Here is a 24,587-nt window from a genome sequence, read left to right on the forward strand (position 1 = left end):
GCAAGCAGGAACGGAAAATATGCTGCCACAGCGTATCCAGGCAGAGAAGCGCAGGCAGCCAAGCCGCTTCTCCATACAGTCGGTGAATGTTTTGCTAGGTGTGCTGCTGCCGGTCATTCTGCTTGCCGTATGGCAAATCGCAGGCATGATGGGCAAGCTTAACCCGACGCTATTGCCAACGCCAGGCGTTATTGTGCAGGAATTTATAAGTTTGACCGCCTCGGGCGAGCTGCTTCGGCATCTAGAAATTTCTACTTGGCGTGCATTGCTTGGTTTCTTGCTTGGCGGTGGACTTGGGCTTGCAGCCGGGCTTTGGGTAGGCTTTTCCTATAAGACAGAGCGGTTGATTGATCCATCGTTGCAAATGCTTCGTACACTGCCGCATCTGGCCGTGGCTCCTTTGTTCATTTTGTGGTTTGGGTTTGATGAGACGTCGAAAGTATTGTTAATTGCAAAAGGAGCGTTTTTCCCGATGTATGTGAATACATTTCTCGGTATTCGCTCGGTTGATGGAAAGCTCTTTGATGTAGCGCGTGTATTGCAGTTCAGCCGCTGGCAAATGATTAGCAAGCTGGTGCTCCCGGCATCGCTTCCGAATATTTTTCTCGGTTTGAGGCTCTCCATCGGCGTTGCGTGGCTCGGACTCGTTGTAGCGGAAATGATGGGGTCCAGCTCAGGCATTGGTTATTTGATCAACGATGCACGTTATTTCTCGATTACATCCGTAGTATTCGTCGGCATTATCGTATTTGCACTCGTAGGCAAGGTGACGGACTCTCTTGTGAAGCTGCTGGAGAGAAGATTGCTGAGATGGCAGGACAGCTATAGAGGGGGAGATGCATCATGAGCGAGCAAGCGATTGATAAGAAAACGACTGCTCCGGTAGCTGGCGGGGACTGGCTCGGTCGTATTCCGAAGCCGCTTCATGGCTGGATTATTCCGCTCCTTATTGTTGCCGTATGGCAGGTGGTCTCTGGGATGGGAGTGCTGTCTGAGACGCTATTGCCGTCTCCCCTTGCTATATTGAAGAGCTTTGCAGATCTCGGGGCCAGCGGGGAATTGTTCGAGCATCTGGGTATCAGTATATATCGTGCAGGCTTAGGCTTCCTTCTTGGCGGTACAATCGGCCTTCTGCTCGGCTTATCCTCGGGACTTGGCAAGGTAGTAGAGAAGACGCTTGATCCATCGCTGCAAATGCTGCGCACCGTACCTTTACTCTCGGTTATTCCGCTTTTTATATTGTGGTTTGGCATTGGCGAGTTCTCGAAAGTATTGCTGATTGGATTGGGTGCGTTTTTCCCGGTATACGTCAATACATTTCTAGGTATTCGCAGCACCGATGTGAAGCTGTATGAGGTGTCCCGTATTTTTCAATACACAAAGCTTCAGCAGGTGACTAAGCTCATTATCCCATCTGCGCTTCCGAATATTTTATTAGGTGTAAGGCTGTCTCTAGGGGTGTCTTGGCTGCTGCTTGTTGTGGCTGAAATGATGGGGACGAGCGCCGGGATTGGCTATATGATTCAGGATGCGCGCGCTTATTCAGAAACGGAAATTGTGTTCGTCGGCATTATTATATTCGCGGTTGTTGGCAAATTATCGGATTCGGCTGTTCGTTTGCTGGAAGCTAAGTGGCTGCGCTGGCGCGACACGTACAAAGGGTAAAGACATCAATGGTTCGGAGAGGCGGGTTATCGATTATGGGGAAACGGCACGAGCAACTCCATCTGGGAGCTTTTATATATTATGCAGGACATCACCATGCGGGCTGGAGACATCCGGATTCAGGAGTAGAAGGGATGTTCGACGTAAAGTTTTATCGCGAATTGGCACAGACCGCGGAGCGGGGCAAGATGGATATGATTTTTTTCGCGGATTTATTGTATGCGACTAATGTCAGTCAGGCTGTAGCGGGTATGCTGGAGCCGGTTACGCTGTTGTCAGCTCTTTCCGCAGCGACGGAGAAGATTGGGCTGACTGCAACGGTATCGACTACTTATAATGAGCCGTACAATGTAGCGCGTAAATTTTCTTCGCTTGATCATATTAGCGGCGGGCGAGCAGGCTGGAACATTGTAACCTCACAGCTTGATATCGAGGCTCATAACTACGGCAAGCCTGAGCATCCAGAGCATGGGCTTCGGTATGAAATGGCACGTGAATTCGTTGATGTGGTCACGCGGTTATGGGATAGCTGGGAGGATGGCGCGCTTGTGCTGGATCGTCAGAGCGGACAATTTGCTGACGAGGCGAAGGTGAAGCCGGTAGACTACAGCGGTCGATGGTATTCGACGAAGGGGCCGTTAAATGTACCGAGATCGCCGCAGGGCTATCCGGTGCTCATTCAAGCGGGTTCATCTGATCCAGGCCAGGATTTTGCGGCGAGCAGCGGCGAGGTTATTTTCACAGCACAGCAGTCGCTGGAATCGGCCAAAGTTTTTTATGAAAGTGTAAACAGCAAGCTCGGCGGCTATGGAAGAAAGCGCGGCAGCATGAAAATTATGCCTGGCCTGTCTCCGGTGCTCGGAGCGACTGAGGAAGAGGCGCAGCAGCGCTTTCAGCAGCTGCAGGAGTTGATTCCCGACTCAGCTATTGTCGGCTTCCTATCTGGCTTCCTTAGCTTCGACATAAGCGGCTATTCGCTCGAGGAGCAGCTGCCAGACATTCCTGACCCTGTTGGTGCTTCCAATGGGATGAAGAGCCGCGTGCAGCTCATTATGGATATGGCGCGCAGGGAGCAGCTATCCATGCGGGAGCTAGGAAGACGGATACTTGGTGCAAGGGGGCATTTGCAATTTGTGGGCACGCCTGAGAAGCTGGCGGATCTGATGCAGCATTGGTTTGAAGAATATGGCTGCGACGGGTTTAATATTATGGCGCCTGTACTTCCCGGCGGCCTTGATGACTTCGTTGATCAAGTTGTACCGATTTTGCAGCAGCGGGGCCTGTTCCGCAAGGATTATACAGGAAATACGCTTCGCGAGCATCTTGGCCTAGAGCGTCCGAGCGAGGATCATTTCCGCAAAGCGCGTCCTGTAGCGCAGGAGCAAGCGTAGTTTAATTGAAATAAAGGTGCTGCCTCGTTAAGTGGTCTTACTGCTTGACGAGGCAGCGCCTTTTTTGGATTCTATTGCACTGTTAATGAACCGTTAATGAACCGCTAATGAGTCGCAAATGAACCGTTAATGTACCGCAAATGAACCGCAAATGAACCGCAAATGAACCGCCAAGTGTGGGTTGTTCTAGTAAACTACGTCGCTTTTACAGCAGCTCTAGAGTACGGGCTATCCTGCATCGTTGCAGCAACTTTGCTCTTTTTTGCTTGAAAGAATGTCCTATCCTGCATAATTGCATTAGAATGGCTTGTTATTAACCTTCTTCATCTCTAAATAGGTGTCTATGTTTCAGAAGTACAGCATAGACAGCTGCTACGGTGAAAAAGTAGTGGCCATCCTGCGGAAGTGCAGGATAGCCGCTGCGTATAGATGCGTGCTCAGGTCGCGACTTCCTGAAGATGGGAAAAGTGAATAGGCCCAGAGCAGCGCTAATGGGTAAAAAAAGACGACTTTCATTCGAAAATACCGAATGAAAAGTCGTCTTTTTATTAGTTCTTCCGTTACCGATTACTTTTAATTAGCTTTTTGGGGTTCATCGAAAGTCATGCCAAGCGTGTCTACTGTAACCTTTTTCATCGATATCGGTGTATCGGGTCTGTCATTCGCGTTCTTCTTCTGATTAACGATTTCATCAACTGCATCCATGCCCTCAGTTACTTTTCCGAAAGCTGCATATTCGTTATCGAGCGATGGAGAATCGGCAACCATGATGAAAAATTGCGAGCCTGCAGAGTCTGGGGAACTCGAGCGAGCCATAGAGAGAACGCCGCGTGTGTGCTTTAGCTTGTTCTCAAAGCGGTTGCTGCTGAACTCACCAGGGATGCTGTAGCCTGGACCACCAGACCCGATGCCATCGGGATCGCCGCCTTGAATCATGAAGTCTGGGATGACGCGGTGGAAGATGAGGCCGTCATAAAATCCTTTATTAACGAGAGAAATAAAGTTTTGAACGGTATTGGGTGCCACTTCAGGATAAAGCTCGAGCTTGATGATTTTGTCATTGCTTAGCTCCATCGTAACAACGGGGTGCTTGTCCGATCCAAGTAGCTCAGGACCTTCCGCTGCTGGTGTTTCCGTCGGTGCTTCAGTTGGCGCCGCCGCCCCAGTGTTGTTGTTCGTTTTGCTGCCGCCGCCGCAGCCTGAAACTACGATGAGCAAAGTAAGTGTTAAAAGTAGCATCATTCCAAGACGTTTGTTTTTAAATAACATTCCCATATCCCCCTTAAAATTGCGAATGCAAATAGGAGTTTCCTCCGCATCCGATAAGCAAAGCATCCGACTTTATTATCTAACTTGTATAATAGCATATTGGTCCAATTAATTGCGAATCGCTTGTGAGGATCGCTCTCCTGCATCTATCTCTTTTCGTATGGAACATAGCTGCTAAACTACCTACACACCACACACATGACACTGCTTCAGCCCCGCCCCGCCCCGCCCCGCCCCGCCCCGCCTACAATGCACTTTGTGCAACAGAAACCTCACATGAGAGCTGTTTGGTGCGGCTACGATGTAATAATGCAATAGAATAGTGGTAAAACGAGTGAATTTACGATTAAAGCAGGCAATCCGTTGTAAAAAGTGCAGTGTACGATAAGGACAAGTCGAATATCCCTCATTACGTTGTAAAAAGTGCAGTGTGTGGTGATAGGTGAAGTTTACATCGGATGCGCTGCTTGTAGCTACGGCGACGAATGATATAAACTATTGTGCAAAAAAAGCATCATGAAATGAATGAGCGAATTTAAGCAGCCCGATCATAGAGTTGCGTAAGTAGCGTTGATTAGCTATAATCACATTAATTCATCTGAAGGGATGGGGTATTATGTATCAACTACAATGGAATCAGCTTCATCATTTCACCAAGCGTTAGCACCCCTGAACATTTTCAGGGTGGGCTAGCGCTTCTCGCGTTGGCCTCCCTGCAGCATACGATGCGCGCAGGACCAAGAGGTCCTGCGCGTTTTTTTTATTCCAATAATTCGAAAGAGGGATGAAACGTATGCAAAATGTGAAGGGTACCTATGATTATTTTGGCAAGGAGCAAGCGCTCAGGAGGCAGATTCAAACCACCCTCAGACAAAAGTTTGAGCTGTATGATTACGATGAAATGGTGACAACTGAGCTGACCGAGCTCGAATTCCTTACCTCCAAATATGCCGGCGGCGATGAAATCGTCAAGGAAATGTACCAATTGACTGATCAGCGAAGGCGAAGTTTAGGGCTGCGATACGATTTGACGATTCCTTTCGCGAAGGTGATTGCTTTAAATCCGGGCCTTGAACTGCCCTTCAAGCGGTATGAGATGGGAAAGGTGTTCCGGGATGGCCCTGTAAAGCGCGGGCGGCTGCGTGAATTTTTACAATGTGATGTGGATGTTGTAGGAGTAAAGGGGCCGGAGGCGGAAGTGGAGCTAATGCAGCTGGCTGTTGATGTTTTTCGGACACTTGATATCGAGATTGCGCTTAAATGGAATAATCGTCGCTTCTTAGGTGAAGTGCTGGCTGCTATCGAGGTTCGGGCAGAGGATACGCTGTCAGTGATGCTGACTTTAGATAAGCTCGCAAAAGTTGGATTAAGCGGCGTGAAGCAGGAACTAATCGGCAAAGGGCTTGGTGATACCGTAATAAACGGCATTATGGCGCTGATTGAGCTGAAGGAGCCGAGCTTGGAGCTGCTGATGAATAATTACGGACTGCAGAACAGTGAAGGGGCGCTGGAGGTTTTAGCTGTTCGAAATATGCTGCTTAAGCTTGGTCTGGAACGGGTATGTGTGTTTGAACCCTTCCTCTCTCGCGGACTTTCCTTCTACACGGGGACGGTTTATGAAATATTCGATGCTGCCAGCAACTTCGCTTCTAGTCTCGGTGGAGGCGGACGTTATGATGCGATAATTGGAGAGTTGGTAGGCAGGAATGATTCGGATTATAGCGCGGCTGGCCTTTCGTTCGGTATGGAGTCAATTATGGCGCTGCTGGAAACTCGTGCGGTAGAAAAGTCGTCTGCTGCAATTGTACTTATTCCTCTTGGGGTAACGGCTGTGGAAATGCTGCAGACAGCGGCTGAGCTGCGTGCTGCTGGTCTTAGGGTGAGGCTCGATACGAGCGGGAGAAAACTAAAAAATATTTTGGCTTCAGTATCGGACAGTGGTATCCGTTATGCTTTGCTGCTGGGCGAATCGGAGTGGAAGGAGGGGCTGGTGCGCCTGAAGGATATGGAAGAGAGGACGGAGCAAAACCTGTGTATTGATGAAGTGATTTACCGTTTGGCTGACAGATGAAGAGCCTAGGGCTGCTCTAAAAAATAGTATTATAAAATGTAGTTGTTTCATCTCCTGTATTAGAATATATGTTATATTTTAATTTATGATATTAAATGTTCGGATAATATTGGAGGATTGCATACTATGAATGACATACGATTCAGTTTTCACAAGAAACTATCAATTATTTTGGCCTCTTTTATTATTCTCCCTGTTCTATGGCTTGGTGGTGCTGTGATGGCGCCGCAACCAGCGGCTGCGGCAAGCAGTGCAGGTGAAATTGGTGTTATGGTAAACGATAAAGCCGTTGTGTTTCTAGATGCCAAGCCGATTCGAACGGAAGGTCGGGTGCTTGTTCCGCTAAGGGCTGTCCTGGAAGGGATAGGTGCCAAAATTGATTGGAATAGCAAGCAGCAGCTTGTAACGGTAGATTATGCAAAGGATACAGACAATGTCATCGTGCACGTAGAAATGACAGTTGGCTCCCCGTTCGTGGGGCGTACGCTGACGAGCTCTAATGGGGCGGTTTCGTCGAAGGTGGTTCAGGTGGATGTGCCGACGCGCATGATCAACAATCGTGTCTATATACCGCTTCGTGCTAGCGGGGAGTTTCTGGGTTATTCAGTATCTTGGACGGAGAATGCCCTTCAAGCTGGCTTGAAGCAGGCAGGAGTGGCTGCGACGAAGGTTTCTTTTCCTGAGTATGCACTTCGTGGGGATTTAAAGGAAATGCTGAAAGAAGAGGTTGAGGTCTTTTTTCTTACGAACGATGTGAGAGCGAAGATGGGTACAGAAGGGCCGCTCGGTTTGGATGTACCGCTGAGCAAGGTTGCTCGTTTGAAGTCGAAGGATATGAGCGAGAATGAATATTTTGATCATACCTCGCCTACGTATGGCAGCCCATTCGAAATGATGAAGCAATTCGGGATTGACTATAGTGCGGCGGGCGAGAATATTGCTTATGGTTATCGTACGGCGACGTCGGTGACTAGTGGATGGGAACACAGCCCGGGCCATTTGAGAAATATGCTCAACAGCTCGTTTATGTACATTGGTGTCGGAAAATATAACTCATATTGGACGCAGCAGTTTATCGGTTAATCATATTAAAAAGAGGCTGTTCTAGAGGGGATTTCTCCTTTAGAGCAGCCTTTTTATTGATTAAGCGTGTGTAGGAACCCGCAGGAGCTTCTGGATATGCTTGTCGATCTGCTCGGGTGTATCCTTGGAGCCAAAGCGCTTCAGCACCTTCCCGTTTTGATCAACAAGAAATTTGGTGAAGTTCCATTTGATTGATCTTGAACCGAGAAAGCCGCGGGCTTCCCTCGTAAGATGCTGGAACAACGGATGAGCTGTGCTGCCGTTCACGTCGATTTTTGCATAGAGTGGAAAAGAAACACCGAAGTTAATTTCGCATGCTTCTGCGACTTGGCTATCCTCGCTAAGCTCTTGGTTAGCGAATTGTGCGGATGGAAAGCCTAGTACGGAGAAGCCTTGGCTGCTATAGGTGTCATGAAGCTTCTGGAGACCCTTGAACTGATTGGCAAAGCCGCACTTGGTAGCTGTGTTCACGATAAGCATGACCTTGCCTTTGTAGGGGGCGAGCGTCTGCTTATCTCCCTTTATCGTCTTTACTTCAATATTGTACAAGGACATAGCGAGTGACCTCCATGAATCGAATTTATATTTTGTATAATTTAATTTTACACAATATATAATGGAGTGTCAATTTAAAAAAAAGCAGAAGCTATTCGCGTGAATAGCGAACAGCTTCTGCTTTTGTATTTACTCCTATAGTTCACCAAGTTTTAAAACCATGTTGTAAAGCTCTCCATTTCCTGGTTGCCTCGAACTAACTTTAAAGCCATATTTCTCGTAAAATGAAAGAGCGCTCGGCAATGCTTCAATCGTGATGAAGTTACATCCACTATTTTTTGCTATGTCCTCAATAAGATCCACAACTTCACCGAGTAAATACTCTCCATACCGATGTAATTCACGATTCCGATGACGGATGTCGATGCCAATATAGTGCAATTTTACAGCTGGGAACAGGTCAAGTTCAGGAAGTTTCCATCCGTGTTTTGCTTTTTGACTGGGAAATAGGTGAACATGATCGTTATACAAAGTAAAAAACCCGACTAAATTCTGACTTTCATCAAAATACAGCCGGGTAATCGCTGAACGAAGTAAATGTAATTTTAAAGCTTGTTCTTTTAAAAAGAGTTCAACACTGATTTCATCAGAACAATTAAATTTATCAATAGCCTCTTTGTGTTCGAATGATATATGTTTATACGTTAGCATTGTTCCAGAAGTTACTTCCTTTCCGGTGCACGTTTATGAGTTTTCATCAATTGACGCAAACGATCCAAACCAGGATCAGCTGTTTTTTTCGTACTGGTCGCATAATTGATGAACTTATTCATCTCTTCTTCAGATTCGAACTCCAAGTATGTTGGACGAATAGGTTTTATTTCAGTCGTCATTTTATGTCGACCTCCTTCCAAGTTACCCTGCTTTGGCATAAACACTCCTCCTGGTACAAGCTTGTCCGTTAAAGGATACAGCTAAACCAAATAAAGTATGTCTCCTTGGCTAAGGTTACAACATCGAAAAAAATCAGAGTACTGTATACATAGCATAACATCAACGACTAGTACTGTAAACGACGAAGCTCTCGTGAATGATACCTCAACTAATCGTTTTCGGACGCAAAAAAGTAACTTAGCTATAAGCGTCCCCAAGTCCCCAAGTAATTATAATTTCATCATCTGGTAAATGGGTTGCACCGATTAGTTCAGAAACGCAAAAGGTTGCGAGCGATTATGTGAGAGGTTCAGGCAGAAAAGCGGTGATGACGTCCGCTAAGATTGAGGAGACCGAAGAACTTGACCTGCCCGAAGGGAGGAGTTACACATGTATACTCCGCCTATATTTTTGTAAGAAGCTTCTTGTCCTTAGATAAGGACAAGAAGCTTCTTTTGTAAGTGAGCAAATTATTCATGGATGACGTTAAACGCTCCGGAACGCAGCAGTAATTCTTCCGCGGCAGCTCCTGACTCGTCTTGGGTTACTAATAGAAAATGTCCTTGCTCGATGGCGTCGCCACACTCCTCGACAAATCTGCCTGGAATGCCTATAGCGTGCAGTACATCCTGTGTGCGTTGATGCTGATCCAGCACCGGATCATACGCGTTTACGACGACACCGCCCGAGTTCGTTCCTATACCCAGCCCTCCGGCTGAATATGCCGCCGTAGAAATAGGCGCCGCCCCAATTATGGGCACATTATTCCCGTTGCCGCGCTCTTGAGCTTCGCGAATCTCATATACCTCTTCAACTGGGGTACTCGATTGTGAAGCTAGGAGTGGCGCTGATTCCTTATTCTTAACGATAATGCGTAGGCTGCCCGTACCTGTATTCGTGGCTTGAAATGCTTGAGCTGCATCTAGTACGCCTTCTTCTCTTTTGAAAATTCCAATGGTCACCTTCATGGTGAGCCCTCCTCTCGCTTGTCAGCTAGTATGAGGTTACACCCTTCTATACCCTATCTGGTCAGCTTTGAATCGTGGAGTGGATTCGATTAAGAAATTGATGCATGAGCGCAAGCAGCGCCGCACCCTCCTCAGGCGTCCCGTCAAGCTTGCAGGCGAGCTGCATAGGAAAGTCGAGTGCCTTCTCCTTCAATGCTCTGCCTTGCTCCGTGAGCTCAACTAAGACGCTGCGCTCATCGTTGCGATCGCGAGTACGAGTGAGATGCCCAGCGGCCTCCAGCTTCTTAAGCAGAGGTGTTAATGTGCCTGAATCGAGATAAAGCTTGTTGCCAAGCGCAGTTACCGTAACGTGATCCTGCTCCCACAGAGCGAGCATCGTAACATACTGTGTGTAAGTCAAATCAATCGTTTCCAGCATAGGTCGATACAGCTTCGTAATTTCCCGTGAACAGGCATAAAAGGCAAAGCAGATTTGGTTGTCTAATTTTAATATGTCATCGTTATTCATGTTGTTATCCTCCAAGGGAAGGTGAATTTTTGGGCTTCGAATACGCTGAGTATCGTAAACCGATTTAGTAAAATTAAATTGTTATAAATACAATATAGTAGAAGCGGTATTAAGTTGTCAATTTGCACGCCGTCCGTCGTTTTAATTGTAGTGTGGCAGTGAAGTATGCTATAGTTACAGCGTTTATTCCATGAAGGAGTGAGAAGATTGACCTATACCGCCAATGAGGTTGCAGAGTGGATGCTAAGTGAATTGAAGGAAAAAGGAATTTTGCATCAAAGCGCTGCCGTAGAGCATATTAAAAGCTTTTTTGGAGAATCGTTTATCTACATAAACGAGCACGGCAATCCATCCATTGATAAAGAAGTAAAGAAAGTATTCCGCAAGCTGCATAAAGGGAAAGCGGCGTGGGAGCGAGATGGCTTCTTCTGGGGCTGGAGCTAGTTTTCTCGGAAAGACTTGACAAAGATAACTGTAATCATTAAACTTACAGTATGAAAGCTAATAAAGACGTCACTTGAGTAATCGAATGTGCTGCGTCTACTTTTTTACAGTAAGTGTAATAAAAAAAGATACAGTTTAGAGGGCTAGTCCTACTATTAGAGATAGGTGGTGTTGGAGGATGAAATTCAACATAAGCGACTGGGTTCAAGGTAAAACGAAAGATGGAGAGCTTATCCATGGATTTGTGGAAACGATTGATATTTTGCAAGGCTTCGTGACGGTTAATGTTGTAAAATCGGATAATGTCGAAGTCATTGGTAAAATCGTTGCTGTTCGATCATCCTGGCTTAAGACCGTTTCCGATATTGCAATAGATGATGCCTATGTTTATCAGAATTCTATCGATTTGGCATTGGATACATGGGATGAGGCTTGGTTCATGGAGCTGACAAGTGCGCGGAAGGCAAGCGAGGATGCTGCGGCTCAAACGGGAGATCGTTCGAAAATTTACAAATTCCCTGTAAACCGCCTAGGACAATCCGCTTAATAACGTAAGTGGGTTAACCGTAGGCTTATCATAGCGATAACAAAACGAGGATGATGACCGGAATGCCGGTATCATCCTCATTTTTCATTTTACCTGTAATCCAATGCCATGAGCATTAGCGCTTCGTACAAAATAATCGGCTGCCGCCATATCAAACACAGCCATTCCCATCGGGCAAAATAATACGGACGCTTCGTTCGGATACGCTGCTAATGCGCCGCGGCATATGACGTCGGTTAAGGTCATCGTCCGCGCCTTGGTTAAGCCGCACTTAAGATGCAGCAGCTCAATGTCTGTATTTTCGCGACATACCTCTTCCCAATCATCGACGATAATCGCTGTGATACCGCCTATTGCGGCCGGCGTGTAATCCCGTAAAGACACATCCAGCAGCAGGCTGCCATCTGCAGGGGGGAGGTCGATATACCGTTGATTGCTTACCGTGCAGGTGATGATAAGATCACACTCGCTGTACAAATGCTGCCAGCTGCTCGTTATGTGGGTGCAATTGCGCAGAGAAGGATCAAGATGAGACAGATCGGTGTGATTCAGATCGCAGCCTCGAATATCGCAAACATAAATTTCATCTATTCTTTCCTTGAATAATTGACCGCACATATCATAATGGAGCCGCCCTATAGGACCGAAGCCGATAATTCCGAGCTTGAAGCGACGTTTCGCCCCCTGAGCTGCTAGATAATGACGAATGACCAGGCCGCTTACGGCAGCGGTACGGGCGGCGCTTGGCAGCGGCGTATTAAGTATGGCGTAAGGGATGCCGGTATCGGCATTGTTCAGCACGGTAATACTATGGGCGCGCGGCAAACCGGTGTCGATATTGCCTGGGAAGCTCGCAATCCATTTGATGCCGGCCGTCTGCACGGCTCCCCCGATATAAGCCGGCATGGCGATGATTCGATTAGCTGGATTATGATAACGCAGGTAAGGCTTGATCGGCTGCGCATAATCACCGGAATCGAGAGCGAGCACTGCTGTTTCCATGCTGTCTACGAGCGCTTTCCAGTGTAGGCCGATTGCGCGAATATGCTCATCACCGAGATATAACACGGACATTTTCCTTTCAGTTTTAAAATAATGGAGCGTATATGCTGCTGTTTTGTGTAAGTTAGGAGGAGTGGAATTGCTGCTTGACCCATTCGTCGCAATATACGGTATCCATATATCGCTCACCGCGATCATGCAAAATAACGACACAAACCGATTTGTCCGGCAGCTCGTGCTCCATCGATTTTAAGGCGTGAATGACTGCGCCGGAGGAGGGTCCAGCGAGAATGGATTCCTGGCTCACCAGCAGTCTGCAGCCTGCGACCATATCTTGATCAGCGACCTTAATCGCATAATCCATAAATCGTTTCTCCCCGAATGTAGGGATAATTCCTGCTCCGAGTCCGGGAAACCGGCGATTCCCATTCACTCCGCCAAAAATAACGCTTCCTGCCGCATCGACGGCGACCACCTTCGCAGCAAGCTTATGATCCTTTATATATTGTGCGCAGCCCAGCATCGTACCACAGGTGCTGACCCCGCCGATTATGTAATCGACATGACCCAGCTCTTCAACGATCTCGCGCATCGTTCCTTCATAATGAGATAAATAGTTGTTTGTATTGGCATATTGGTTTGGCCAAAAGCTGTTCGGTATGCGTTTCACCAGCTGTTGAACTCGTTGCAATCTTGCTGGCAAAAACTCTCCTGTCTCAGGATCGGCCGTCTCTACCAGTTCAATGTCTGCGCCATAGGCGCGCATAATCCGAATGTTCTGCTGCGTTGCCTTTGGGTCGATGACACTAATGAACCGCATTCCGAGGTAGGAGCAAATGGCGGCGAGGCTAATCGCCATATTGCCGGAGCTGGATTCAATAATAACGGAGCCAGGCCCGATGAGGCCCTCCTCCCACGCCTTATCAATGATGCGCGCAGCGGAGCGATCCTTTGCGCTGCCGCCGGGGTTCAGCAGTTCGAGCTTGGCAAAAACCTGGATGCCGCGATCGTTCGCGAATAGCTTTGAAAGTTGAATGAGTGGCGTATTCCCGATGATAGACAACAAATTTCTCTCCACTACCCTTATCTCCTTAAAAATAAATTTTTTTGGATTTCACCGCCCCGCGTTCGAGCTGCTCGTTTTCCGCTGCGCGTGTTACCGTAATTCCATCAAGCATGCGATTTTGAATCATTTGTCCAATCTCGACAATGGTATGTTCAATGGCATGCTGAATGTGAACAAGCTTCTCATCATCCAGCGCTTGGCTGCGAATATGAATGGACAGCTTATTTTCGCGCAGTCGTACGCGAAGCTCGGCATCCGGCGCAAATTGGTGCACGACACTTTCGATGTCATATAAGCTGATTTTTTCGCCATGCTTCAGGTCAGTGCCGATGCGTTTGGCTATGCAGCGGAAGCATTGCTTCTCCTCGCCGTCTATAACGATCGTCTGAAAATCCCGAACCACGTCATAGGTAACGTATCGAATAGCCGGGAACATCGAGCGATGATAAGAGGTCAGCACGAGAACATTCTCTCCTTCTTGCAGCGGCTCGAATTGATGATCGATCTGTTCGGCGGGCAGAGCTTCAGCTATAATGCCGTCAGCGAAAATATATCGCCCGAGTTTATGGGAGTAAGAGGCGATAGCGCCAATCTCAATCGAGCCATAGGTGTCCAAAATATGGTGAGGCTCGATTCCGAACCGCTTCGCTATATTGGCCTGCCAATTTAGCGGGGCCATTTCGCCTACTAAAATTATTTTTTGGATGCCAAAATGCTTCGGATCACCTGAGGCGGAAGCGATAGCGTCAAGAATGGACGGCATCGTGTACAGCAGCTCTGGTTGGAACGAGGCGAGTTTGCTCAGATGCTCTTCAATTGGCAGAGCGAAGGATAATGATTCTGCTTGAAGACCTAGCCGCTCGAATATCATCATAGCGGTGCTGGCTGCATGTCCGGTGCCCATATCCGCCAATGCTTTGCGAATTGGAGGGAGCTGCTGCTTGGATAGGCTGCTGTCTGTCAGCCAATCCCGAAAGCAGGCCGTCTTCGCGGCAATATAGCTCTCATCATCTTCCTCAGAGTAATAGATCGCTTTGCGAATGCCCGAGGAGGTGCCGGAGGTTTTATATACGGATAGTCCTTGCTCGGATCTTGTTTCCTTGGAATAGTAATGCTTTTCCAGAAGCTCTGATGTCATAAGCGGCAGCTCGGTCAGCTCGCAGGCATGCGGGTTGACCCCTTGCTGTAAAAGAAGTGTGTCGTACCAAGGGTGGAGCTGGCCAATGCGTTTGATTTGCTGATAGAGCTGAGTGATTGCGGTCATGCTGGTCGAAACCTCCTATGGCACAATATTCTTAGGGGCTGGATTACTAAAGCATATGTTGCTTTCGCTCTCATGTTCGAGCTTAGGGTATAGCGGCCTACATCCATTTTGCAAAAGATTCGTATGCTAATAGAAGCGAGAATGAAAGGAGGGAGTTTGTGAGGAGAAAACGAGGAGTTGTCTCGAAACGAGCTCACCGCGCCGCGGATAAGTGGGAGAAAACGCTGCTGTTTCTGGGGGATGCAAGGCTCAGAAAGCATCTCCCCGCAGCGAAGCTGTTGACTGCAGGAAATCTACAGAAGATGCTGGAGCGGTGGGGCATGGTCTATGTGAAGCCGACGAGGGGGTCGCAGGGCCGCGGTGTGATGAGAGTAGAGCAAAGCAAGGTGAAGAGTGCTGGCCGTGTGGTTCGGAGGTATCATTATCAGCTTGGTGAGCGGAGGCACAGCTTTGGTTCGTATCAGGCATTGTATTCTTCGCTCTTGAAGGATACTAAGGGGAAGGTTTATCTCGTGCAGAAGGGGATTCATATGCTTAAGCATGCGGGACGTCCATTTGATATCCGACTTGTTGTTCAGCGAACGCCGCGGGGCGGCTGGGAAGCAACGGGTACACTGGGAAGAGTCGCTCATCCTCGGAAAATCGTAACGAACGGAAGCCAGGGGGGAACGATTTATCCGACTGCGTTTTTGCTGAGGAAATATACGGATACAGGGAAGCGCAAAAGCATGCTGGCTGATATGGACCGGCTTGGCATCCATATGGCAAAGAAGATGGGGCGCAGCTATTCCGGTATGAATGAGCTTGGATTGGATTTGGCAATTGATCGTAGGCTTAAGCCTTGGATAATTGAGGCCAATACTGTGCCAGACCCTTGCCCGTTTGCGGTTCTTCGGGACCAGACTATGCTCCGCAAAATCGTGCGCTACGCCAAAGCCTATGGTAGAACCTACACTCTGAACTGCAAAAAGGCGAAGCGCGGTAAGCTATAAACGAACAAAAGAAACCTCTCCTTAGTTGGATGGCTGCTAATCGCTGCCATCTCGCTAAAGATTGGTTTCTTTGGGGTTGCGGCAATAAGCACACATGCGTGCTTATCCGCCCCGAAAAGCCGCGCCCCACCACTAATTCAACCTGATAAGCACGTATACGTGCTTATGACTCCAGAATGTTTGCTGTATCACGGCAATAAGCACACATGCGTGCTTATCCGCCCCAAAAAGCCGCGCTCCACCACTAATTCAACCTGATAAGCACGTATACGTGCTTATCACTCCAGAATGTTTGCTGTATCGCGAGAATAAGCACCTATGTGTGCTTATCCGCCCCGAAAAGCCGCGCCCCACCACTAATTGCACCTGATAAGCACGTATACGTGCTTATTACTCCAGAATGTTTGCTGTATCGCGAGAATAAGCACCTATGTGTGCTTATCCGCCCCGAAAAGCCGCGCCCCACCACTAATTCAACCTGATAAGCACGTATACGTGCTTATGACTCCAGAATGTCTGCTGTATCGCGGCAATAAGCACATATGCGTGCTTATCCACCCCGAAAAGTCGCGCTCCACCACTAATTGCATCTAATAAGCACGTATACGTGCTTATGACTCCAGAATGTCTGCTGTATCGCGGCAATAAGCACACATGTGTGCTTATCCGCCCCAAAAAGCCGCGCCCCGCCGCTAATTCCGCCTAATAAGCACGTATACGTGCTTATGACTCCAGAATGTCTGCTGTATCGCGGCAATAAGCACACATGCGTGCTTATCCACCCCGAAAAGCCGCGCCCCACCACTAATTGCATCTAATAAGCACGTATACGTGCTTATGACTCCAGAATGTTTGCTGTATCGCGGCAATAAGCACACATGCGTGCTTATCCGCCCCAAAAAGCGGCGCCTCGCCGCTAATTCCGCCTAATAAGCACGTATACGTGCTTATGACTCCAGAATGTCTGCTGTATCGCGGCAATAAGCACACATGCGTGCTTATCCGCCCCGAAAAGCCGCGCCCCACCACTAATTGCACCTGATAAGCACGTATACGTGCTTATGACTCCAGAATGTCTGCTGTATCGCGGCAATAAGCACACATGCGTGCTTATCCGCCCCGAAAAGCCGCGCCCCACCACTAATTGCATCTAATAAGCACGTATACGTGCTTATCACTCCAGAATGTTTGCTGTATCACGGCAATAAGCACACATGCGTGCTTATCCGCCCCAAAAAGCGGCTCCCCACCACTAATTGTACCTAATAAGCACGTATACGTGCTTATGACTCCAGAATGTCTGCTGTATCGCGGCAATAAGCGCACATGCGTGCTTATCCACCCCGAAAAGCCGCGCCCCACCACTAATTGCATCTAATAAGCACGTATACGTGCTTATGACTCCAGAATGTTTGCTGTATCACGGCAATAAGCACAGATGCGTGCTTATCCGCCCCGAAAAGCCGCGCCCCACCACTAATTGCATCTAATAAGCACGTATACGTGCTTATGACTCCAGAATGTTTGCTGTATCACGGCAATAAGCACACATGCGTGCTTATCCACCCCAAAAAGCCGCGCCCCACCACTAATTGCACCTGATAAGCACGTATACGTGCTTATGACTCCAGAATGTCTGCTGTATCACGGCAATAAGCACACATGTGTGCTTATCCGCCCCAAAAAGCCGCGCCCCGCCGCTAATTCCGCCTCATAAGCACGTATACGTGCTTATGACTCCAGAATGTCTGCTGTATCGCGGCAATAAGCACACATGCGTGCTTATCCGCCCCGAAAAGCCGCGCCCCACCACTAATTGCATCTAATAAGCACGTATACGTGCTTATTACTCCAGAATGTTTGCTGTATCACGGCAATAAGCACACATGCGTGCTTATCCACCCCAAAAAGCCGCGTCCCACCACTAATTCCGCCTAATAAGCACGTATACGTGCTTATGACTCCAGAATGTTTGCTGTATCGCGGCAATAAGCACACATGCGTGCTTATCCGCCCCAAAAAGCCGCGTCCCACCACTAATTCCGCCTAATAAGCACGTATACGTGCTTATGACTCCAGAATGTTTGCTGTATCGCGGCAATAAGCACCTATGCGTGCTTATCCGCCCCAAAAAGCGGCTCCCCACCACTAATTGCACCTAATAAGCACGTATACGTGCTTATGACTCCAGAATGTATGCTGTATCGCGGCAATAAGCACCTATGCGTGCTTATCCGCCCCAAAAAGCCGCGCTCCACCACTAATTCAACCTGATAAGTACGTATACGTGCTTATCGCCAAAGAAAGTAAGCTGTATCGCGGCAATAAGCCCCTATGCGTGCTTATCCGCACCAAAATGCGCATCCCCGCCACTAATTCAGTCCCATAAGCACACATGCGTGCTTATCGCCAAAGAAAGTAAGCTGTATCGCGGCAATAAGCCCCTATGTGTGCTTATCCGCATCAAAATGTGCGTCCCCGCCACTAATTCAGTCTCATAAGCACACATGCGTGCTTATCGCCTAAGAAAGTAAGCTGTATCGCGGCAATAAGCACATATGCGTGCTTAACCATCCGCCCGGAAGGCCCCTCCCCGCCACGGGGGAAAGGGCTTCCCCATCTGGCGAACAGCCATGTCACCCGCCCCTCTATTCCGCCAAAAACAGTGATTCCATAGAGAATGCTGTGCGGAAACGCAGGCTCTCAACGGGGTCGCGCAGGTCGCGGCCGGTGAGCCTTTCACATTTTTCGAGGCGATAGGTAACGGTGTTGCGGTGAACGAATAACTGCTTGGCAGTCTCGGCCAGCTGACAGTGAGTGTTGTAGAAGGTGCTGAGCGTCTTCAGCAAATCACTCCGCTCTTTCCCTTCAATGCTTAGCAAATCCTTGAACGTTTCCTCGTAATACTCCTTCAGCTCCTCCTTCGGAATCATCCTCAGCAGATTGTTGAAATTTTTGGCGCTATACGGCTGGACAAACTGTTTCTTACGGGCGTCATAGCCGGTTTGCAGCGCTTCGATCGCTTCCTTATATGATAATGGAATATCTGGAAGCTGCGACACGGGATTGCCGATCCCGATGGAAATAGGGATACTGTGCTCAGCACTCAGACTGCGTACCATTTGCTTCAACTGTTCAATAAATTTGCTTTCTTTGCTGTCGGTTACATCTTGGCTGGCATGCAGCGCAATGAGGAAGCAGAAGTATTCATTTTTCGTAAATAAAACAAATCGCAAATCGAGCTTCGAAAACTCGCTTTTCAGCACATTGTAATGGCGGTCGCGCTCGGAAATAAATCGGCCATCCGACTCAAGCGCGCTGGAGGGATGAAGCGAGTCGAACGACGTATCTCGTTTAGCGACTACACTAATGTACACAGGATGATTCAACAAATCATAGTTTTTGCTGCGGTGAAGCAGCTCTTGCTCAGAAGTAATGAGGCCGTCGACGAAGTCGGAGAAAAACTCATTTTTGTAACGCCGCGAACGCTCCTTGACTGCTTGCTTCTTCATGAGCTCTAGGCCGATCACATTAGCAGCTTGCTCCATCGCATGCTTAGTTAGGTTGTTAAGCTCGTTGCTGTTATTGCTCGTTAATGCGACTAAGTAGCCCTCCAGTTGAAAGGTTGTGATCGGATGGAGCTCGGCTGCGGAGTAAGGTATGTTTACATAGGATGGCTGCAGCAGCGTAACGGTAAATGAATTGTGAGTCCCGACTGCGGCGGACGTGGTAAGAAGCTCAGATGGCAGCCATTGATAGAGCTCCTCGGTCATCGAGCTGGAACGAAAGAGCAATCCCGCTTGCTGGTTTACCAGCATGACTGGCGAATCAATCAGAAGAGATAAGGCCTCGATAATATCCTCCGTGCTTTTGCCCTGCATGATCATTTGAGAAAACTGCTTGTGCGTAGTTAACGCATAGTTAAGCTCATCGGTACGTTTCTCCAAAATATGACTAAGTGAGTAGTTGGCGAGATCGCCTAATGATTGCTCTAATGAAAGCTCGATAATGGGAAAATGGAGCTCTGCAGCGCGCAGCAACACATCTGCGGGCACCTCCTGCAGAAAACGCTTCGTCTTAATCGCGAGCCCAGCGCAGCCAACCTTGGCCATGCTTGTGACGAGCGATAGCAGCGCTTCGGGGTGGTCCTTCATGGCATAGCCAGTCGTTAGGAGCAGCTCATTTGGCTTTAAATAATTGATAATATCGGGAGCGTCCATGATATTGACCGACTGGACGTTATTTGTCATGCCTTCATTTCCGGCAACAACCTTTGCATTCGCGTAAATAGGGAGGGAAATAAGCTCTTTGAGCAGCATGACGGCACCACCAGTCTATTTTAATGTCATATAATCTAACGTTAATATATCACCTATGCCACTAGCTGTAAATGTATGATTAGCTACTATATTCAATGAAAAGTACAAATTTTTAGCTATAATGCACAATGACAATGCTGGCGAATCAGATTATGATGTAGCTATACATCACCGATACATGTAATGAAAGCTAACAACAAAATGGATTGGGGTTGGAAAAAATGAAATTAGTAGTGAATCAGGTGGGCAAGAGCTTTGGAAGCAGAACGATTTTGAAAAATGTTGATCTCACGGTCAACTCACATGAATTTATTTGCATACTTGGACATAGCGGATGCGGCAAATCGACGCTGTTAAATATGATTGCGGGTTATCTTCTACCCGATGATGGTTCTATCTCCGTAGACGGAGAAGAGATCAAGGGACCGTCGAAGTCTCGCGGGATGGTGTTTCAGGATCATGCCCTGTTTCCATGGATGACGATTAAGGACAATATTGCCTTTGGCCCAGAGGTGCAGAAGGTGCCCAAAGCACAGGCGAAGGAAACGGCAAATGAGTTTCTAAAGCTGGTTGGACTTGAGCAATATGCGTCGCATTATCCAGGTGAGCTGTCGGGAGGCATGAAGCAGCGCGTTGGTATTGCGAGGGCGCTTGCGAGCAAGCCGGATATTTTGCTGATGGATGAGCCGTTTGGAGCTTTGGATGTACTGACCCGGGAGACGATGCGCGTAGAGCTGCAAAAGATTTGCAGCCAGCTGAAGCCGACCATTCTGTTCGTCACGCACAGCATTAGCGAAGCTGTTTATCTGGCAGATCGAGTAGTCGTCATGAAGCATGGCGAGATCGCAGAGATTTTTGAGGTAGGCATCAAGCATCCACGTTCCTCGCATTCCGCAGGCTTTGGCGAGATGATGAGCCGCATTGAGCGGGTCTTAATGGAAGAGGAGCATCTAGCGCTTGCGCAAGCAAAGGTGGGGTCGTAATGAACGGAGCAAAGCTTACAACGGTTAAGGATGCAGGGGCAAGCGGGGTAGCCTTAAGCGAATCACCAGTCAGAAGCAAGCAGGCACGCGGCAAGCAGCCATCTGCGATCAGTTTATTTTTTCAAAAATATAACATTCTTCCCTCTATTCTGTTCTTCGTGTTCTGGGAGCTGTTCTCTAGAGTAAATGGAATGGTCAAGTTTTTTAATCCTAACTTTTTGCCAGCTCCAACCTCGCTGCTATCGGAAGGCTGGGAGCTCGCCAAGACAGGGATTATTACAGATAGTATCATCTCAAGCACGATTCGAATCGCTCTCGGTTTTGTAATCGGCAGTGCAATAGCTGTTGGCCTTGGCGTCATCATGAGCAAGTTCAAAACTGTAGAGAGGTGGTTCTCGCCAATTCTAAATTTGGTCGGACCGATTCCTTCTCTCGCGCTACTGCCCTTGTTCATCATTTGGTTCGGTATAGGGGAGTTTCCGAAGGTGCTGTTAATTGCTTGGACGACATTTATTCCGGTGCTGGTCTACACGCTTGACGGCTTCAAGTCGGTGCCATCCACCCTTATCCGCTCAGCGCTCAGCTTGGGAGCAACGGAGCGCCAAATTTTCACGAGAGTTATGCTGCCGTCAGCGATTCCGAACTTCCTCGTAGGTGCACAAGTGAGTCTTGGGTTATCCTTCTCTGCTCTAATCGTCTCCGAGATGATGGGTGCGAAGTCGGGACTGGGCTACATCATCGTAGATGCAAGGAATTATTTTAAAATCAGCAACATGTTCATTGCCATCATTTTGATTGGCCTCGAATATAGCTTGTTCTCTTATTTGCTGAAGCTGGTGGAGAAGAGAGTTATGGTTTGGCGTAAAGGCGGACTTCGAGATGCCATCGAGAAGTAAAGCTGCACACTGATCCGAATAAAACAAGCGAATGTACAAACAAAAAAAGAGAAAAGTGGAGGGAATATCGATGAAAAAATCAGGAAATTGGTTCAAATCAGCAATTGTACTTACTTCTTTAACATTTGTGCTTGCGGCTTGCGGAGGCAACAATAATGCTCCAGCAGCAACCAATGGTGGTTCTGCATCGAATGCGCCAGCTACCACGGAGCTGGAGACAGTGGATTTAACGCTGGTCGGCGTTCGTGACGCTCAAATTTCCTCGCAGCAAATTATTGCCGATAAGCTGGGCTACTTCAGCGAAGAGGGCCTTAAAGTAGAAAGTCAACTCATCGAGAGCGGTCCGGATATTGGTCCGATGGTTGCCGGCGGCAGTGCTCCAGTCAGCATACAAACAAACTTTATGGATATTATTTTGAAATCGACAGACATTCCGGTCAAAATCATTGCTCCGCTCGCTCAAATTGCTGGAACACAGGCGGTAGTTGGCTCAAGCAAGCTGGTGCTGAACAGCGCCAAGGATCTTGAAGGCAAAACAATCGGCATCCCAAGCGGTGCGGACGTTACGATTGCGATCAATAATATGGCACAAGAGCTTGGCGTAGACGCTAGCAAAATCAAATACGTAAACCTTGCGCCAAGTGACGCGGTTGTTGCTTTGGAGAAAGGCGATATCGACGCACTGGCTGCATGGGAGCCGTTCGTAACGAAGGCGATCCAAGGCGGCGGAAAATTCCTCTTTAGCGGAACGAAGAGTGAGCTGCCAGACAAACAAGGCGATGTGAACTGGATGAGCGTTCATACGACAATCCAAGTTACCGACTCCTTCCTATCGAAAAATCCGAACACATTGAAGGCTGTCCTGCGCGCTTTGAAGAAAGCGACAGACTACATCAATGACAACCGCGACGAAGCTATCAAAATATTAGCGCCTGAGCTTCACCTTACAGTTGAAGAGCTTACACAAATTATGTCTCGCAACGTGTACTCGATGGAGGTTGGCGACACGTACGTAAATGGAAGCAACGGTCCAGCGGTGGGTGAGTACCTGAAGTCAGTGGGCAACATCAAGTCTGTACCTGCACCGGCATCCTACCATGATTTAAGTCTTCTTAAGGAAGTTGATCCGAGCTTGATCGTAACAGAGCTTAAGTAGTAGAAGGTAGAACTATGCAAGCTGCGAAAGGCATATAAGTGAATAGGGAAGCTAGCATAAATGGGCCGCGGACCTCGTTGTCCGCGGCCTAATTGTTTCTGTACAGCGCTATACACCAAGGAAGGCGGGAAGTCGAATGGCTGAACATAACGAGCTTGATCTGATCATTAAAAATGGAACGGTCGTATTGCGCGATGAAGTGCGCATGCTTGATATAGGAATGAAAGCGGGCAAAATCGTACAGCTAGGCGAGGAGCTGAATGCAGACCGCGCAGCTTCGGTCTTGGATGCGTCAGGCCTAACTGTCATGGCTGGAATGATTGATGTTCATGTCCATCTGAATGAGCCAGGCTTAGGAGACTGGGAGGGCTTCGTGACTGGCTCTGCGGCACTTGCTGCCGGCGGGTGTACGACCTATATAGATATGCCGCTGAACGGCATTCCACCAACCGTTACGGTGAGTGCAATGGAGCAGAAGCTCGCTGCTGCTAAGGATAGATCGTATGTCGATTACGCCATTTGGGGCGGGCTGGTCCCTGGGAAGCTGCATGAGCTTATTCCGCTGCATGAGGCGGGAGTTGTAGGCTTTAAGGCGTTCATGTCATCGCCGGGTGATCCGAGCGAGGATGCTTTCCGAGAGGTGGATGATTATACGCTGCTCGAAGGAATGAAGATTATCGCGGGCCTAAATAAGGTGCTTGCGCTGCATGCGGAGAGTGAGCCGATCGTCGCTAAGCTAGGGAATGCGATGCGGGCGCTGGGCAAATTAACGCCAAGTGATTATGTGGCCTCGCGTCCGATTATTGCGGAGCTTGAAGCGATCAATCGGGCTCTCTTTTATGCAGAGCAAACGGGCTGTGCGCTTCATTTTGTCCATATTAGCAGCGAGGCTGGTGTGCAGGCCATTACAGAGGCGCGCGAGCGCGGCATGAATGTAACGGTAGAGACTTGTCCGCACTATTTGATGCTGACGGAGGTTGATTTGGATCGTAAGGGTGCGGCAGCCAAATGCTCGCCTCCACTGCGGGATGCTGATGAGCGCGAGAAGCTGTGGAAGGTCATAGCGGAGGGTGCGGTTGATATGATTTCATCGGATCATTCCCCATGTCCTGTTGCTATGAAGGAAGCGGACAATTTCTTTGATGCTTGGGGCGGTATTGCGGGAGCGCAAAGCTCAGTGGAGCTGATTATTGGAGAGGGGCATGTGAAGCGCGGGCTGCCGCTTACGCTGCTCAGTGAATTGTTAGCCAGCGGGCCGGCGCGGCGTTTTGGATTACAGGCTGCCAAGGGGGAGATTCGAATAGGGGCTGATGCTGATTTTGTTCTCATTGATCTGAACAAATCCTATGTACTGGAAGAGCAGCATTTGTATCAAAAGCACAAGCATAGTCCGTATATTGGCGAAGAGCTTCATTGCAAAATCAAAGCGACCTATTTGCGCGGTGAACGGGTATATGAAGAAACAGCGGGACTCAGTGAAAGCAAGCAGGGCCAATGGGTGAAATAAATATGGGCTAATGAGTTAGGAGGAGCAG

At 48.4% G+C, this 24,587-nt stretch carries 22 protein-coding genes; 12 read left to right on the top strand and 10 right to left on the bottom strand.

The features are described from left to right. The first annotated feature begins 19 nt into the window (after nucleotides 1–19). Genes MHI37_RS01830 through MHI37_RS01840 form a run of 3 tightly spaced genes read left to right on the top strand, consistent with a single transcriptional unit; the run spans nucleotide 20 to nucleotide 3,056 of the window. Nucleotides 20–847, top strand: coding sequence for an ABC transporter permease (locus MHI37_RS01830; RefSeq protein WP_256710651.1), 828 nt, complete (start codon nucleotides 20–22; stop codon nucleotides 845–847). Beyond that, complete coding sequence (locus tag MHI37_RS01835; protein ID WP_076338824.1) at nucleotides 844–1,665, top strand: ABC transporter permease; 822 nt, start codon at nucleotides 844–846, stop codon at nucleotides 1,663–1,665. Before MHI37_RS01830 ends, MHI37_RS01835 begins: the two co-directional genes overlap by 4 nt. Before the next feature lie 35 nt (nucleotides 1,666–1,700). Beyond that, on the top strand, nucleotides 1,701–3,056 hold the full coding sequence (locus MHI37_RS01840; protein ID WP_076338823.1) for an LLM class flavin-dependent oxidoreductase: 1,356 nt from the start codon (nucleotides 1,701–1,703) through the stop codon (nucleotides 3,054–3,056). Between the two features lie 573 nt (nucleotides 3,057–3,629). On the opposite strand, the gene MHI37_RS01845 is transcribed toward MHI37_RS01840, so the two are convergent. Continuing rightward, nucleotides 3,630–4,325 carry a peptidylprolyl isomerase gene (locus MHI37_RS01845; protein ID WP_076338822.1) on the bottom strand — a complete coding sequence of 232 codons (696 nt, stop codon included), beginning with the start codon at nucleotides 4,323–4,325 and terminating at the stop codon, nucleotides 3,630–3,632. A gap of 793 nt (nucleotides 4,326–5,118) precedes the next feature. Here MHI37_RS01845 and hisS point away from each other — a divergent pair. Together hisS and MHI37_RS01855 are read left to right on the top strand one after the other, a co-directional pair. Continuing rightward, nucleotides 5,119–6,396 (top strand): histidine--tRNA ligase, encoded by a 1,278-nt coding sequence (gene hisS / locus MHI37_RS01850; protein ID WP_076340057.1) that lies wholly within the window; start codon nucleotides 5,119–5,121, stop codon nucleotides 6,394–6,396. 126 nt (nucleotides 6,397–6,522) lie between these two features. Then, the gene (locus tag MHI37_RS01855; RefSeq protein ID WP_076340056.1) at nucleotides 6,523–7,479 is read left to right on the top strand and encodes a stalk domain-containing protein; all 957 of its coding nucleotides are present in this window, start codon (nucleotides 6,523–6,525) and stop codon (nucleotides 7,477–7,479) included. Between the two features lie 60 nt (nucleotides 7,480–7,539). Here MHI37_RS01855 and MHI37_RS01860 read toward each other — a convergent pair whose 3' ends face one another. The 5 genes from MHI37_RS01860 to MHI37_RS01880 form a co-directional block, all read right to left on the bottom strand. After that, nucleotides 7,540–8,034 carry a glutathione peroxidase gene (locus MHI37_RS01860; RefSeq protein WP_076340055.1) on the bottom strand — a complete coding sequence of 165 codons (495 nt, stop codon included), beginning with the start codon at nucleotides 8,032–8,034 and terminating at the stop codon, nucleotides 7,540–7,542. Nucleotides 8,035–8,169: 135 nt separating this feature from the next. Continuing rightward, complete coding sequence (locus MHI37_RS01865) at nucleotides 8,170–8,685, bottom strand: hypothetical protein (protein WP_076340054.1); 516 nt, start codon at nucleotides 8,683–8,685, stop codon at nucleotides 8,170–8,172. An 11-nt stretch (nucleotides 8,686–8,696) separates the two neighbouring features. Then, nucleotides 8,697–8,906 carry a hypothetical protein gene (locus MHI37_RS01870; protein WP_076340053.1) on the bottom strand — a complete coding sequence of 70 codons (210 nt, stop codon included), beginning with the start codon at nucleotides 8,904–8,906 and terminating at the stop codon, nucleotides 8,697–8,699. Between the two features lie 471 nt (nucleotides 8,907–9,377). Continuing rightward, nucleotides 9,378–9,875, bottom strand: coding sequence for a hypothetical protein (locus MHI37_RS01875; RefSeq protein WP_076340052.1), 498 nt, complete (start codon nucleotides 9,873–9,875; stop codon nucleotides 9,378–9,380). A gap of 61 nt (nucleotides 9,876–9,936) precedes the next feature. Beyond that, a complete protein-coding gene (locus MHI37_RS01880) occupies nucleotides 9,937–10,383 on the bottom strand; it encodes a MarR family transcriptional regulator (protein ID WP_076340051.1) in 447 nt (148 codons plus the stop codon). A 207-nt stretch (nucleotides 10,384–10,590) separates the two neighbouring features. On the opposite strand from MHI37_RS01880, the gene MHI37_RS01885 reads away from it, so the two are divergent. Continuing rightward, nucleotides 10,591–10,827 (top strand): hypothetical protein, encoded by a 237-nt coding sequence (locus MHI37_RS01885; protein WP_179090340.1) that lies wholly within the window; start codon nucleotides 10,591–10,593, stop codon nucleotides 10,825–10,827. 178 nt (nucleotides 10,828–11,005) lie between these two features. After that, nucleotides 11,006–11,374 (top strand): hypothetical protein, encoded by a 369-nt coding sequence (locus MHI37_RS01890; protein ID WP_076340050.1) that lies wholly within the window; start codon nucleotides 11,006–11,008, stop codon nucleotides 11,372–11,374. A gap of 84 nt (nucleotides 11,375–11,458) precedes the next feature. Here MHI37_RS01890 and MHI37_RS01895 read toward each other — a convergent pair whose 3' ends face one another. The 3 genes from MHI37_RS01895 to MHI37_RS01905 are packed head-to-tail and all read right to left on the bottom strand — an operon-like array spanning nucleotide 11,459 to nucleotide 14,706. Further along, complete coding sequence (locus MHI37_RS01895; RefSeq protein WP_144023830.1) at nucleotides 11,459–12,448, bottom strand: 2,3-diaminopropionate biosynthesis protein SbnB; 990 nt, start codon at nucleotides 12,446–12,448, stop codon at nucleotides 11,459–11,461. Nucleotides 12,449–12,500: 52 nt separating this feature from the next. Beyond that, entirely contained in the window at nucleotides 12,501–13,454 is a 954-nt protein-coding gene (gene sbnA, locus MHI37_RS01900; protein WP_076340048.1) for a 2,3-diaminopropionate biosynthesis protein SbnA, read from the bottom strand. Nucleotides 13,455–13,467: 13 nt separating this feature from the next. Further along, nucleotides 13,468–14,706: a hypothetical protein gene (locus tag MHI37_RS01905; protein WP_076340047.1), complete on the bottom strand. Its 1,239-nt coding sequence runs from the start codon at nucleotides 14,704–14,706 to the stop codon at nucleotides 13,468–13,470. A gap of 158 nt (nucleotides 14,707–14,864) precedes the next feature. On the opposite strand from MHI37_RS01905, the gene MHI37_RS01910 reads away from it, so the two are divergent. Next, a complete protein-coding gene (locus MHI37_RS01910; RefSeq protein ID WP_076340046.1) occupies nucleotides 14,865–15,698 on the top strand; it encodes a YheC/YheD family protein in 834 nt (277 codons plus the stop codon). Nucleotides 15,699–18,346: 2,648 nt separating this feature from the next. On the opposite strand, the gene MHI37_RS01915 is transcribed toward MHI37_RS01910, so the two are convergent. Then, entirely contained in the window at nucleotides 18,347–20,017 is a 1,671-nt protein-coding gene (locus MHI37_RS01915; protein ID WP_076339921.1) for a PucR family transcriptional regulator, read from the bottom strand. Nucleotides 20,018–20,238: 221 nt separating this feature from the next. On the opposite strand from MHI37_RS01915, the gene MHI37_RS01920 reads away from it, so the two are divergent. From MHI37_RS01920 to MHI37_RS01935, 4 genes are all read left to right on the top strand, one after another. Further along, the gene (locus MHI37_RS01920; RefSeq protein WP_076339920.1) at nucleotides 20,239–21,000 is read left to right on the top strand and encodes an ABC transporter ATP-binding protein; all 762 of its coding nucleotides are present in this window, start codon (nucleotides 20,239–20,241) and stop codon (nucleotides 20,998–21,000) included. After that, entirely contained in the window at nucleotides 21,000–21,896 is an 897-nt protein-coding gene (locus tag MHI37_RS01925) for an ABC transporter permease (protein WP_076339919.1), read from the top strand. Before MHI37_RS01920 ends, MHI37_RS01925 begins: the two co-directional genes overlap by 1 nt. A gap of 70 nt (nucleotides 21,897–21,966) precedes the next feature. Beyond that, entirely contained in the window at nucleotides 21,967–23,052 is a 1,086-nt protein-coding gene (locus tag MHI37_RS01930; protein ID WP_076339918.1) for an ABC transporter substrate-binding protein, read from the top strand. Between the two features lie 136 nt (nucleotides 23,053–23,188). After that, nucleotides 23,189–24,559 carry an allantoinase gene (locus MHI37_RS01935; RefSeq protein ID WP_076339917.1) on the top strand — a complete coding sequence of 457 codons (1,371 nt, stop codon included), beginning with the start codon at nucleotides 23,189–23,191 and terminating at the stop codon, nucleotides 24,557–24,559. Nucleotides 24,560–24,587 lie beyond the last annotated feature (28 nt).

The organism is Paenibacillus sp. FSL H8-0548 (assembly GCF_038630985.1).
Lineage (GTDB): Bacteria > Bacillota > Bacilli > Paenibacillales > Paenibacillaceae > Pristimantibacillus.

Coding starts and splice junctions, on each gene's coding strand:
- MHI37_RS01855 (WP_076340056.1), top strand. CDS start 6,523: ATGAATGACATACGATTCAGTTTTCACAAGAAACTATCAATTATTTTG.
- MHI37_RS01830 (WP_256710651.1), top strand. CDS start 20: ATGCTGCCACAGCGTATCCAGGCAGAGAAGCGCAGGCAGCCAAGCCGC.
- MHI37_RS01890 (WP_076340050.1), top strand. CDS start 11,006: ATGAAATTCAACATAAGCGACTGGGTTCAAGGTAAAACGAAAGATGGA.
- MHI37_RS01865 (WP_076340054.1), bottom strand. CDS start 8,685: ATGCTAACGTATAAACATATATCATTCGAACACAAAGAGGCTATTGAT.
- MHI37_RS01835 (WP_076338824.1), top strand. CDS start 844: ATGAGCGAGCAAGCGATTGATAAGAAAACGACTGCTCCGGTAGCTGGC.
- MHI37_RS01935 (WP_076339917.1), top strand. CDS start 23,189: ATGGCTGAACATAACGAGCTTGATCTGATCATTAAAAATGGAACGGTC.
- MHI37_RS01895 (WP_144023830.1), bottom strand. CDS start 12,448: ATGTCCGTGTTATATCTCGGTGATGAGCATATTCGCGCAATCGGCCTA.
- MHI37_RS01870 (WP_076340053.1), bottom strand. CDS start 8,906: ATGCCAAAGCAGGGTAACTTGGAAGGAGGTCGACATAAAATGACGACT.
- hisS (WP_076340057.1), top strand. CDS start 5,119: ATGCAAAATGTGAAGGGTACCTATGATTATTTTGGCAAGGAGCAAGCG.
- MHI37_RS01905 (WP_076340047.1), bottom strand. CDS start 14,706: ATGACCGCAATCACTCAGCTCTATCAGCAAATCAAACGCATTGGCCAG.
- MHI37_RS01920 (WP_076339920.1), top strand. CDS start 20,239: ATGAAATTAGTAGTGAATCAGGTGGGCAAGAGCTTTGGAAGCAGAACG.
- MHI37_RS01880 (WP_076340051.1), bottom strand. CDS start 10,383: ATGAATAACGATGACATATTAAAATTAGACAACCAAATCTGCTTTGCC.
- MHI37_RS01875 (WP_076340052.1), bottom strand. CDS start 9,875: ATGAAGGTGACCATTGGAATTTTCAAAAGAGAAGAAGGCGTACTAGAT.
- MHI37_RS01845 (WP_076338822.1), bottom strand. CDS start 4,325: ATGTTATTTAAAAACAAACGTCTTGGAATGATGCTACTTTTAACACTT.
- MHI37_RS01930 (WP_076339918.1), top strand. CDS start 21,967: ATGAAAAAATCAGGAAATTGGTTCAAATCAGCAATTGTACTTACTTCT.
- MHI37_RS01860 (WP_076340055.1), bottom strand. CDS start 8,034: ATGTCCTTGTACAATATTGAAGTAAAGACGATAAAGGGAGATAAGCAG.
- MHI37_RS01925 (WP_076339919.1), top strand. CDS start 21,000: ATGAACGGAGCAAAGCTTACAACGGTTAAGGATGCAGGGGCAAGCGGG.
- MHI37_RS01915 (WP_076339921.1), bottom strand. CDS start 20,017: ATGCTGCTCAAAGAGCTTATTTCCCTCCCTATTTACGCGAATGCAAAG.
- MHI37_RS01840 (WP_076338823.1), top strand. CDS start 1,701: ATGGGGAAACGGCACGAGCAACTCCATCTGGGAGCTTTTATATATTAT.